The organism is Streptomyces pactum (assembly GCF_016031615.1).
In the GTDB taxonomy this organism is placed as follows: domain Bacteria; phylum Actinomycetota; class Actinomycetes; order Streptomycetales; family Streptomycetaceae; genus Streptomyces; species Streptomyces pactus.
Window position 1 is genome coordinate 1,098,401 of sequence record NZ_JACYXC010000001.1, and the last position, 10,926, is coordinate 1,109,326.

At 75.6% G+C, this 10,926-nt stretch carries 9 protein-coding genes; 2 read left to right on the plus strand and 7 right to left on the minus strand.

Going from position 1 to position 10,926, the window contains the following annotated elements; all coding sequences use genetic code 11:
- Window positions 1-125: 125 nt before the first annotated feature.
- Window positions 126-1,157, minus strand: a complete 1,032-nt coding sequence (gene mtnA, locus IHE55_RS04380; protein ID WP_197987812.1) for an S-methyl-5-thioribose-1-phosphate isomerase — start codon at window positions 1,155-1,157, stop codon at window positions 126-128.
- Window positions 1,158-1,518: 361 nt separating this feature from the next.
- Here mtnA and IHE55_RS04385 point away from each other — a divergent pair, with 361 nt between their 5' ends.
- Window positions 1,519-2,880: a PAC2 family protein gene (locus tag IHE55_RS04385; RefSeq protein WP_307826509.1), complete on the plus strand. Its 1,362-nt coding sequence runs from the start codon at window positions 1,519-1,521 to the stop codon at window positions 2,878-2,880.
- A 262-nt stretch (window positions 2,881-3,142) separates the two neighbouring features.
- On the opposite strand, the gene mshC is transcribed toward IHE55_RS04385, so the two are convergent.
- The 4 genes from mshC to IHE55_RS04405 all read right to left on the minus strand — a co-directional run bounded on the left by mshC (window position 3,143) and on the right by IHE55_RS04405 (window position 7,073).
- Entirely contained in the window at window positions 3,143-4,372 is a 1,230-nt protein-coding gene (mshC, locus tag IHE55_RS04390; protein WP_197987813.1) for a cysteine--1-D-myo-inosityl 2-amino-2-deoxy-alpha-D-glucopyranoside ligase, read from the minus strand.
- Between the two features lie 487 nt (window positions 4,373-4,859).
- Window positions 4,860-5,717, minus strand: a complete 858-nt coding sequence (locus tag IHE55_RS04395) for an SCO1664 family protein (RefSeq protein WP_197987814.1) — start codon at window positions 5,715-5,717, stop codon at window positions 4,860-4,862.
- Entirely contained in the window at window positions 5,681-6,271 is a 591-nt protein-coding gene (locus tag IHE55_RS04400; protein WP_197987815.1) for a DUF3090 domain-containing protein, read from the minus strand. The genes IHE55_RS04395 and IHE55_RS04400 overlap by 37 nt, the downstream gene beginning before the upstream one ends.
- Window positions 6,272-6,377: 106 nt before the next feature.
- Window positions 6,378-7,073 (minus strand): histidine phosphatase family protein, encoded by a 696-nt coding sequence (locus IHE55_RS04405; RefSeq protein ID WP_197987816.1) that lies wholly within the window; start codon window positions 7,071-7,073, stop codon window positions 6,378-6,380.
- 436 nt (window positions 7,074-7,509) lie between these two features.
- Here IHE55_RS04405 and corA point away from each other — a divergent pair, with 436 nt between their 5' ends.
- Window positions 7,510-8,502, plus strand: a complete 993-nt coding sequence (gene corA, locus IHE55_RS04410) for a magnesium/cobalt transporter CorA (protein WP_197987817.1) — start codon at window positions 7,510-7,512, stop codon at window positions 8,500-8,502.
- 158 nt (window positions 8,503-8,660) lie between these two features.
- Here corA and IHE55_RS04415 read toward each other — a convergent pair whose 3' ends face one another.
- Together IHE55_RS04415 and IHE55_RS04420 are read right to left on the minus strand one after the other, a co-directional pair.
- Complete coding sequence (locus IHE55_RS04415) at window positions 8,661-9,449, minus strand: ferritin-like domain-containing protein (protein ID WP_197987818.1); 789 nt, start codon at window positions 9,447-9,449, stop codon at window positions 8,661-8,663.
- 413 nt (window positions 9,450-9,862) lie between these two features.
- On the minus strand, window positions 9,863-10,918 hold the full coding sequence (locus IHE55_RS04420) for an LLM class F420-dependent oxidoreductase (protein WP_197987819.1): 1,056 nt from the start codon (window positions 10,916-10,918) through the stop codon (window positions 9,863-9,865).
- Between the last annotated feature and the right edge of the window lie 8 nt (window positions 10,919-10,926).

Consider the following 10,926-nt stretch of genomic DNA (forward strand, 5'->3'; position numbering starts at 1 on the left):
CCGGGACGGGCTCCGCCGCCGGCACCGCCCGGTCCACCGGCCGCGGACCGTACGCCGGACGGCCCCGGCCGCCGGGCGCGACCGCCGGGAACCACGGCCGCCGCGGGTCGGGGACGATTTCCCGGTCAGACCAGCCGGTCGCCGGGGAGTTCGCCCGCCGCGACCTCCAGCACCCCGCGCTCGGTGACCAGCGCGGTGACCAGCTCACCCGGGGTGACGTCGAAGGCCGGGTTGTGGCCCCGGGAGCCCTCCGGGGCCATGCGCCGCCCGTCCCACTCCAGCACCTCGTCCTCACCGCGGAGTTCGATGGGGATGCCGGCGCCGGTGGCGGTGGCCGTGTCCACCGTGGTGGTGGGCGCGGCGACCAGGAACGGGACCCCCGCGTGGGCGCAGGCCAGGGCGACCGCCACGGTGCCCACCTTGTTGGCGGTGTCCCCGTTGGCGGCGATCCGGTCCGCGCCGACGATCGCCGCGTCCACCTCGCCCCGCAGGATGGTGCCGGCAGCCGCCCCGTCGGCCTGGACACGGTGCGGAATGCCGTCGTGCGCCAGCTCCCAGGCGGTCAGCCGCGACCCCTGGAGCAGCGGTCGCGTCTCGTCCACGTGCACCAGCTCCACCCGGCCGCGGGCGTGCAGCTCCCGGATGACGCCGAGCGCGGTGCCCCAGCCGGCGGTGGCCAGCGCTCCCGCGTTGCAGTGGGTGAGCAGGCGCAGCGGCCGGTCGGCGGGCAGCCGCTTGAGCAGCCAGTCCGCGCCGTGGCCGCCCATGTCGCGGTTGGCCTGCTCGTCCTCCCGGTGGATGGCGCGGGCCTCGGCCAGCACCGCGTCGGCGCCGCGGTCCAGCAGCGGCAGCACCCGGTCCACGCAGACGGCCAGGTTGACCGCGGTGGGCCGGGCCTCGCGGATCCGGGAGACGGCCGCCAGCAGCTCGGCCCGGTCCCATCCGGCGCGCCCGGCCTGGCGGAGCGCGATGACCACGCCGTACGCCCCGGCGACCCCGATCGCGGGGGCGCCGCGCACCACCAGCCGCCGCACCGCGTCCACCAGGGTGTCCACGTCGGTGACGTGCATCCGCTCCAGCCGGTGCGGCAGGAGGGTCTGGTCGATGAGGGACAGTCCGTCCCCGGTCCATTCGACGGCGCGCAGCTGCTCACTCATGCGGGACCTCCCCGGTCTGCCGACCACCCGGTCGCCGGACGTCCGGTTGCCGGACATCCGGTCATGTGGTCACCGTACCGGAGCGGGGCGCCGGGCGGACCGGCGCGGACGGGCCGGGAGCGGACGCCCGGGACGGACCCGGGCGGGACGGGCGCGGGGACGGGCGGGCCGGTCCCGGCGGGCCCCGGCGGACGGCCGGTCGGCTACCGCCGCGGGCGGTCACCGGGGGCGGGAATCGGCCGTCCGTCCCGTATAGGGGCTGCGGCGGGGTACCCCGGAAGCCGTAGGCTGGGGACGCACGCGATGGAACGGCAACCGGTGGCGGTACGGACGACCCGCCCCGGTCGGAAGGAGGCGCTGGGTGATCGAGCTTGAGGGGGTTCCCGAGCTGATCGACCCGGTCATGATCTGTGCCTTCGAGGGCTGGAACGACGCCGGGGACGCGGCCTCCACCGCGGTGGGGCACCTGGACCGGGAGTGGAAGGGCGAGGTCTTCGCCGCCCTCGACGCCGAGGACTACTACGACTTCCAGGTCAACCGGCCGACGGTGTGGCTGGACGGCGGCGTCCGGAAGATCACGTGGCCGACGACCCGGCTGTCCGTGGTCCGCGCCGGCACCGGCGACAAGCCGCGCGACCTGGTGCTGGTCCGGGGGATCGAACCGAGCATGCGGTGGCGCTCGTTCTGCAACGAGCTGCTGGGCTTCGCCCACGAGCTGGGCGTGGAGATGGTCGTGGTGCTCGGTGCGCTGCTCGGCGACACCCCGCACACCCGGCCGGTCCCGGTCAGCGGGGTCACCTCCGACCCCGACCTGGCCCGCACCCTCGATCTGGAGGAGACCCGCTACGAGGGGCCCACCGGCATCGTGGGCGTGCTCCAGGAGGCGTGCACCCATGCCGGGGTGCCGGCGGTGAGCCTGTGGGCCGCCGTGCCGCACTACGTCTCCCAGCCGCCCAACCCGAAGGCGACGCTGGCGCTGCTGAACCGCCTGGAGGACCTGATCGGGGTGCGCATCCCGCTCGGTGAGCTGTCCGAGGACGCGCGCGCCTGGCAGCTGGGGGTGGACCAGCTGGCCGCCGAGGACAGCGAGGTCGCCGAGTATGTGCAGTCGCTGGAGGAGGCCCGGGACACCGCCGAGCTGCCCGAGGCGTCCGGCGAGGCCATCGCCCGGGAGTTCGAGCGTTATCTGCGCCGCCGGGACGGCCAGCCGGGACCCGGCGGGCACGCGGCCGAGCCGGGCGGGGTGGCCGACGGCCGCGACCCGGCGACGTACCTGCGGGACTCCGCCGGCGGGCGGCCCCGCCCGCGCAGGTCCCCGGCGAAGGAGGACCCGGCCGGGACCGCCGGCCCGGCCGACGGACGGCCGCAGGGCGACGCTCCGCCGGAGACCGGGGAACGGTCGCAGGACGAGGAACTGCCGCGGGACGGGAAGCGGCGGCGGGACGAGGCGGCGGGCCCGGACGCGACCGGCACCGGCGCCCCGGCCCCCGGCGCGGCGCACGACCACGACGACCGGGCCGGGTCCGCCGACCGCGGCGACGAGACCGGCGGCACCCCGGAGGGTGCCGGGACCCCGGAGACCGGTGGTGCCTCGGAGACCGGCGGGACCCCGGAGACCGGCGGGACGTCCCCGGGCGGCACCGGGAGAAACGATGAGGCAGACGGGCCCACGGCCCCGGCGGACGGCCCGGACCGCTCCGACGCCCCCGGCGAACAGGGCTGAGCGGCCCGGCGTCACCCGCCCGCGGGACCGCCGCCGCACCGCCGTGACGGGCTGAGGCCGCCGCGCGCCGGACCCGCCGCCGTGACGGGCTGAGGCCGCCGCTGTTCGGACCGGACCGCCCCGGGCGGCCGGTTCCGGCGGCGGGCCGGGCGCCGCGGGCGCACCCCCGGTACGGGCGGTGCGCACCCGTCGCGGGAACGCCACGTGGCGCGGGCCGGGGCCCGCGCCACGTGAGGTCCGGTGGAAGGAGCCGGCTCCCCGGCTACAGCGCCACGCCCAGCAGGGCGTCGACGGTCCGGGAGACCAGCCCCGGGGCGCCGGTGTCGGTGCCGCCGTCCGCCGCCTGCGCGGCCGCCCAGCGGTCCACCGCGGCGAGCGCGGCCGGGGTGTCGAGGTCGTCGGCGAGCGCCTCCCGCACCTGCTCCAGCAGCGCGTCGGCGGACGGCCCGTCGGGCCGGGAGACCGCCGCGCGCCACCGCGCCAGCCGCTCCTGCGCCTCGCTCAGCACCGCGTCCGTCCACTCCCAGTCGGACCGGTAGTGGTGCGCCAGCAGGGCGAGCCGGATCGCCGCCGGGTCCACCCCGTCCCGGCGCAGCGTGGAGACGAAGACCAGGTTGCCCTTGGACTTCGACATCTTCTCGCCGTGCAGGGCCACCAGGCCGGCGTGGACGTAGGTCTTGGCGAAGGGCTGCTCGCCGGTGAGCGCCTGAGCGTGCGAGGCGCCCATCTCGTGGTGCGGGAAGGCGAGGTCGGACCCGCCGCCCTGCACGTCGAAGCCCATCCCCAGGTGGTCCAGGGCGATGGCGACGCACTCGATGTGCCAGCCGGGGCGCCCGGGCCCGAGCGAGGCGCCGTCCCAGCTGGGCTCGCCCGGCCGGGCCGCCTGCCACAGCAGCGGGTCGAGCGGGTTCTTCTTGCCGGGCCGGTCCGGGTCGCCGCCCCGCTCGGCGGAGAGCCGGCGCATGGCCTCGGCGTCCAGGCCGGACACCCCGCCGAAGGCCGGGTCGGACTCCACCGAGAAGTAGATGTCGCCGTCGAGTTCATAGGCGGCGCCGGCGTCCCGCAGCCGCTCCACCAGCGGCACGATGCCCGGTATCGCCTCCACCGCGCCGATGTACTGGGCGGGGGGCAGCATCCGCAGCGCGGTCATGTCCTCGCGGAACAGGGCCGTCTCCCGCTGGGCGAGCTCGGCCCAGTCCATGCCGGTCGCCGTCGCCCGCTCCAGCAGGGGATCGTCGATGTCGGTCACGTTCTGGACGTAGTGAACCTGCCGCTTGGTGTCGAGCCACACGCGCTGTACCAGGTCGAACGCGTTGTAGGTCGCCGCATGTCCCAGGTGGGTGGCGTCGTACGGGGTGATCCCGCAGACGTAGATGCGGGCGACGGGGCCGGGGTCGAGGGTGATCGGACCCCCGGTCGCGGTGTCGTGGATCCTCAGGTCGCGGCCTCTGCCGGGCAGGGCGGGTACCTCAGAAGCGGGCCAGGCATACATGTCATGAGCGTAACCGGATGCGGCTTCCGGATACGAACCGGATCTGCACTGTTGACCGAAGAAGCGCCCTTGTACATCGGCCTGCCGTGTGCTTCACCGGACCGTATGCCTCCGCATGACGCCCCAGACCTCGACAAGACGGAGTGAAGCGGGCGTATATCACCCGACCATCACCGATCCCGTTCACGCATTTCCAGCCACCCCAAGGTGTCCGAAAAAGTCGCCGATACGCCGCTCTCCACCGGAAACCGTGGCACGGCGGCGGTGTGGACCCAGGGCCTTCCGGGGACATACCGGGTCGCTCGGGACCGTCGGGGTCGCACCGGGTCGATCCGCCGGTCCGCCGGGGACTCCCGGTATCCCCGCCGCCCGCTCCCCCGCGCCCGCCCCGGCCGGCGCCGGCGGCCGGACGCGGCACGAAACCGCGCGGACGGCCGGCCCGGCACGACCTCCCGGCCGGGTGTGCTGCCGCTTCCCCCCGGACCGCTCAGACCGGGGGCCAGGGGATCGCGGGCCACTCCCCGCCGGGCTCCGGGTGCCGGCCGGTGGCCAGCAGCGACTCCACCCGGGCCCGCAGCGCCTCGGTCTCGGCCGGGGTGATCAGTTCGGCCAGCCGGGTGGCGAGCGGCCGGCCCTCGGCCAGCTCCTCCGACAGCCGCCGCAGCACGGCCAGCGCCTCCTCGGTCAGCGGCTCGCCGGCCCACCCCCACAGCAGGGTGCGGAGCTTGTCATCGGCGTTGAAGGTGACCCCGTGGTCGATGGCCCAGACCCGGCCGTCGGCGGTGGGCAGCAGGTGCCCGCCCTTGCGGTCACCGTTGTTGATCACCGCGTCGAGCACCGCGAGCCGCCGCAGGGTGGTGTCGTCGGCGTGCACCAGCAGGGCGGTGCGCCCGGGCCCCACCTCCGCGAGGCCGACCGCCTTCCACCCGGCCTCCGGACTCTCGCCGTCCACCAGTGCCAGCAGCTCGGGGGCGTCGCCGTCGGTGGACGCCTCGATCCACAGCTGGCACATGCCCGGCCCGTACGGGCCGTCGCGGAGCACGGTGGGCGGGATCAGCCCCCAGCCGGTGGCCTCGGAGACCTCGTACGCGGCGACCTCGCGCTGGGCGAGGGTGCCGTGCGGGAAGTCCCACAGCGGGCGCTCCCCGGCGACCGGCTTGTAGACGCAGTCGGCCCGGTGCCCGCGGTACTCCACGGTGCAGAACAGCACCGCGTTGGACGCCTCGCGCACCTGCCCGCGGACGGTCAGCTCGCCCCGCGCCAGCAGTTCCACCGGCTCCGGCGGTCCGTCGCCGGGGCCGGCGGGCGTCACGCCCCGCGACGGTATCCGTTCTGGCGCGGACATACGTGTCCCTCCGGGTCGAGCGGAAGACTGCACAGCGGGCACGGCGGGCGTCCGGCGTTGACGACCTCCAGGGCGCGTTTGGCGAAGGCGCGGGCCTGGGTGCCGGTGAGCCGCACCCGCAGCATCGGCGGGCCGTTCAGCTCGTCCTGGAGCAGCCGCTCCTCGGCCTCGGCGAGGTCCTCCTCGGAGTCCGCGTCCAGCTCGACCAGGGCCTGGGCCTCGACGACCATCCGCTGCTCGTCACCGTCCCAGGCGAGCGCCATGGTGCCGACCCGGAACTCCTCCTCCACCGGCGTCTCCAGCGGGGCGGTGTCGGTCAGCTCGGTGGGGGCCACGGCGGGCACCGCCGCGCTGCCGCCGGTACGCCGCACGACCTCGTCCAGCAGCTCGTCGATCCGCTCGGCGAGCGCCGCGACCTGGGTCTTCTCCAAGGCGACACTGGTCACCCGGCCGCCCGCCGAAGCCTGCAGGAAAAAGGTACGGCGGCCAGGCAGCCCGACCGTACCGGCGACGAACCGGTCCGGCGGGTCGTAGAGGAACACCTGACGGGTCAACGTCCTGCTCCCTGTGGTCTGAGGTGGTGGAGCTACGACCGCTGAAGATCGTTAGCGTGGCACGCGGCGGGACGGCGCCGCGGCACCACCCTACTGCGCGCACGGATCACGGCGCGCCCGCGCCGCCCCCCACGGCCGTGTCCGGGCTCGCGTCGGCGGCGCGGTCCTCGCGCGGCGCCAGGGCACCGAGTTCACCGGTGTCGCCGAGGCGCAGCAGCACGGGCCGTACCGCGGTGTAACGGATCGCCGTCACCGAGCAGGGGGCGACCGTGATCCGCTGGAACAGGTCGAGGTGGAGGCCGAGCGCGTCCGCGACGAGCGACTTGATGATGTCGCCGTGCGAGCACATCAGGTAGACGGCGTCGGTGCCGTACGCGGCCTCGATCCGGTCGTTCCAGTCCCGGACCGCGTCCACCGCCCGGGCCTGCATCCCCCGCATCGACTCGCCGCCGGGGAAGGTGACCGCCGACGGGTGCTGCTGCACCACGGCCATCAGCGGCTCGTCGGACAGCTCCGACAGCTTCCGTCCCGACCAGTCGCCGTAGTCGCACTCCTGGATGCGCTCCTCGGTGTGCGACGGCAGTCCGGGGCGCGCGGCGAGCAGCGGGGCCACGGTCTCCCGGCAGCGCTGGAGCGGGGAGGACACCACGGTGGCGACCGGGATGCCGGCGAGTCTGGCCGGCAGCGCGGCGGCCTGCCGGGCACCGCGCTCGTCGAGGGCGACACCGGGGGCCCGGCCCGCCAGCACCCCGGCGGTGTTGGCGGTGGACCGGCCGTGCCGGACGAGGATCAGCGTGGGCATGCCGCCACCCTACGGCCCCCGGCGCACTCGGGGTCCAGGGGTGTGCGCGGGCGCCCGCCCACCGGGCCGGCCGGTGGGCGGGCGCCCCGCCGCCGGCCCCGGCCGTACCGTCCTGGCCTGCCCTGCCCGCGGGACCTCCGCGCCCGCCGGCCGCACCGCCCCTCTCCCCGTGACGGCCCCCGCGCCGGCCGGCCTCACCACCCCCCTCCCCCGGGAGGGCTCGCGCCCGCCGGCCGCACCGCCGCGCCCGGCCCCGCCGGCACGCCTCGGGCCCGGCTTCTCCGGAACCGTCGCCCCGGGGGCGCCCGTCGGGGCACCGCGCGCCGGTGGATGCCGGTGACACCGGGTGATGCTCCGGTGCGCCCCACGGTGCCGGGCGGACGGGGACACCCCGCGGCGCGGTCCCCGGGTGCGCTCCGGGGCGAGGAGCGGCAGAATGCGCGACGTGATCGTGGACTGCGCCGTGTACCGGGACGGGCGGCGGACGGACTGCCCGGCCGATCTCTCCGGCGTGCTGCGGGAGGCCCGGGGGGCGGGCGACGCCTTCGTGTGGATCGGGCTCCACGAGCCGGCCGAGGAGGAGTTCGGGCGGGTGGCCGAGGAGTTCGGGCTCCACCCGCTGGCCGTGGAGGACGCCCTCAAGGCCCACCAGCGCCCCAAGCTGGAGGTGTACGAGGACTCCCTGTTCCTGGTGCTGAAGCCGGTGCGGTACGAGGAGCGCGACGGCACCGTCACCACCGGTGAGCTGATGGTCTTCGTGGGCGAGGCGTTCGTGGTGACCGTCCGGCACGGTACCGCCGACCCGCTGGGAACCGTACGGGACCGGCTGGAGCAGACCCCCGAGGTGCTGCGGCAGGGGCCGACCGCGGTGGTGTACGCCGTGACCGACACGGTGGTGGACCGGTACCTGGAGGTGGCCGAGGACCTGCGGACGGACATGGAGGCACTGGAGACGGAGGTCTTCAGCCCGGACCGGGGGACCTCGGGGCGGACCGCCCGCCGGATCTACGCCTTCAAGCGCCGGCTGCTGGAGTTCCGCCGGGCCGCCGGGCCGCTGGTGGAGCCGGTGAACCGGCTGGCGGGGGCCGGGGTGCCGTTCGTGCACGCCGGCTCACAGCCGTTCTTCCGGGACGTCGGCGACCACCTGGCCCGGGTCGAGGAGCAGACCGACGCGCTCGACCGGCTGCTCTCGGACGTGCTGGCGGCCCATCTGGCGCAGATGGGCGTACGGCAGAACGACGACATGCGGAAGATCTCGGCGTGGGCGGCGATGGTCGCCGTCCCCACCATGGTCGCCGGTGTCTACGGCATGAACTTCTCCCACATGCCGGAGCTGCGGCAGTCCTGGGGCTATCCGGTGGCGGTGGCGGTGATGGTCGGGACGGTCTTCGCGCTGTACCGGTTCTTCCGCCGCCGCGGCTGGCTGTGACCGGGCGCCCGCACCCGGCGGCGACCGACGCGGGCCGCCCGGGGGTGACCGGCCCGGGCCGTCCCGGAAGGTGACCGGCGGACGCCGACCCGGGGGCGACCGGCCGCGGGCGCACGTGGCTCCGCCGCCGTGTGCCGCCCCGCCCGGTGGTGCGGCCGTCAGGCGAATTCGGGCTCGGTGGTGGGGGCCGTGCCCAGCGCGTCGCGCCGCTCCGGCATCCGCAGCGTCACCATCCGGCGCCAGCCGCCGAGGCGCTCGGCGGCGTACAGGGCGTGGACGCCGGCCGCGAGCACCGCGGACTTGGCGCGCGGCCAGCCCAGGAGGTCGCCCATGCGGCGCATCACGGCGAGGCCGACATCCCGGTAGACCACGGTCTCGGCGAGCGCGCTCTCCCGGAGGGTGGCCTGGATGAGCCTGCCGTGCCCGGCGGCGGCCAGCCGCAGCAGCTCCTCGTGGCAGTAGGCGAGGTGGTTGTCCTCGTCGTCGGAGATCATCCGGACCGCCCGGCCGATGTCCGGGTGGTCGCCGAAGTACTTGCGCAGCATCCGCATCTGGGCCGACGCGCGCTCCTCGGTGACCCGGCTGTGCGCCAGGTAGACGATGATGTCCCGCTCGGTCAGCGGCTCGTCCCGGCGCAGCTTGTCGTGGGCCAGCCCGATGCCGCGGGCCTCCAGCAGCATGGTGTAGTCGGCCTCCGGCGGCACCTCGACCGGCTCCAGTCCGCGCTTGCGCAGCAGCGCGTTGAAGATGCGTCCGTGCTTGTCCTCGTCCGCGCCGTGGCGCGCGATCTTCGGGGCGAGGTGCCGGGCGCCCGGCGGTACCAGGGCGGCGATCCGGCCGTTCTCCCAGCCGCCCTGCGCCTCACCGCTCGCCGCGATGGAGCAGAAGAGCTGGAAGGACCGGTCGTCGTCGAGTATCTCGGTGAACACGCTTTTCGCCGTGAGCATCAGCCACCTCCGTGCGACATCCGCGCAGGAACCCAGTGAACGTCCGGTGCGGTGGCGGGGCAACAGCTGACCGGCGGGGCCGGGCCGGACGGAGGAATCCGGCACCCGTCCGGCCGCCGCCCGGTGGCGGGCCGCCGTGGAGCGGGGTGCGGAAACCGCCCCCGGAACTGACCGGACGGGGCCCGGGTGCGGGGCCCGGTGCAGCCCGTCCACGGCTCCGGGGCAGGGACGGTACGGGCCGGCCGGGTACGGCCCGTGACCGGTGTGGCCCGGGACGCCGAGGCGAAGCGGGGGGCGGGGCCGGGGGCGGGGGCCGTAACCGCCCGCGGGCCCCGGCGTTGAGCCGGGTGCCGGCCGTGGCGGGGAAGCCCCCGAGCCCCCACCACGGCCGCGCGGCGTGGCGCCTGGCGCCGTCAGGCGAGGCCGGCCCGCTCCAGCGCCTCGGTGCCCGCGCGCAGGGCGGCGACCCGCTCGTCGAGGGTGAAGCCCGCCGGGGCGAGGGTGAGGGTGGTGACGCCGGCCTCCGCATAGCGCCGCATGCCGTCCGCTATCCGGTCCACCGAGCCCAGCAGGGTGGTGGAGTCGATCAGCTTCTCCGGGATGGCCGCGGCGGCGCCGTCCTTGTCGCCGGCCAGGTACTTGTCCTGGATCTCGGTGGCCTCCTTCTCGTACCCCATGCGCCGGGCGAGCTGGTTGTAGAAGTTCTGCTTGCGGCTGCCCATGCCGCCCACGTACAGGGCGGTGTACGGGCGGAAGGTGTCGGCGAGCGCGCTGACGTCCTTGTCCTCGCCGAGGGCGAGCGGCACGGTCGGGCAGACGTCGAAGCCCTCCATGGTCAGGCCCGCCTTCTCCCGCCCGGCCCGCAGGTGGCTGATGGCGGTCTCCTCCAGGTGCTCGGCGGACGGGAAGATCAGCAGCGCGCCGTCGGCGATCTCACCGGTCTGCCGGAGGTTCTTGGGGCCGATCGCCGCGATGTACAGCGGGATGTGCTCGCGCTCGGGGTGCACGGTGAGCTTGAGGGCCTTGCCGGGGCCGCCGGGCAGCGGCAGCGTCCAGTGCTCGCCCTCGTAGGACAGCCGCTCGCGGGACATCGCCTTGCGGACGATCTCGACGTACTCGCGGGTGCGGGCGAGCGGCTTGTCGAACTTCACCCCGTACCAGCCCTCGGAGACCTGCGGGCCGGAGACGCCCAGGCCGAGCCGGAACCGGCCGCCGGAGAGCGAGTCCAGGGTGGCGGCGGTCATCGCGGTCATCGCGGGGGTGCGGGCGGGGATCTGGAAGATGGCCGAGCCCACGTCGATCCGTTCGGTCTGGGCCGCCACCCAGGAGAGCACGGTGGGCGCGTCGGAGCCGTACGCCTCGGCGGCCCAGCAGACCGAGTAGCCGAGGCGGTCGGCCTCCCGGGCCACCGCGAGGTTGTCCGCGTCCATCCCGGCGCCCCAGTACCCCAGGTTGATCCCGAGCTTCATGAACTCCC

Bases quoted from the DNA above. Each gene is read 5' to 3' on its own strand.
- mtnA (WP_197987812.1), bottom strand. From the start codon at position 1,157: ATGAGTGAGCAGCTGCGCGCCGTCGAATGGACCGGGGACGGACTGTCC.
- mshC (WP_197987813.1), bottom strand. From the start codon at position 4,372: ATGTATGCCTGGCCCGCTTCTGAGGTACCCGCCCTGCCCGGCAGAGGC.
- IHE55_RS04395 (WP_197987814.1), bottom strand. From the start codon at position 5,717: ATGTCCGCGCCAGAACGGATACCGTCGCGGGGCGTGACGCCCGCCGGC.
- IHE55_RS04405 (WP_197987816.1), bottom strand. From the start codon at position 7,073: ATGCCCACGCTGATCCTCGTCCGGCACGGCCGGTCCACCGCCAACACC.
- corA (WP_197987817.1), top strand. From the start codon at position 7,510: ATGCGCGACGTGATCGTGGACTGCGCCGTGTACCGGGACGGGCGGCGG.
- IHE55_RS04415 (WP_197987818.1), bottom strand. From the start codon at position 9,449: ATGCTCACGGCGAAAAGCGTGTTCACCGAGATACTCGACGACGACCGG.
- IHE55_RS04420 (WP_197987819.1), bottom strand. From the start codon at position 10,918: ATGAAGCTCGGGATCAACCTGGGGTACTGGGGCGCCGGGATGGACGCG.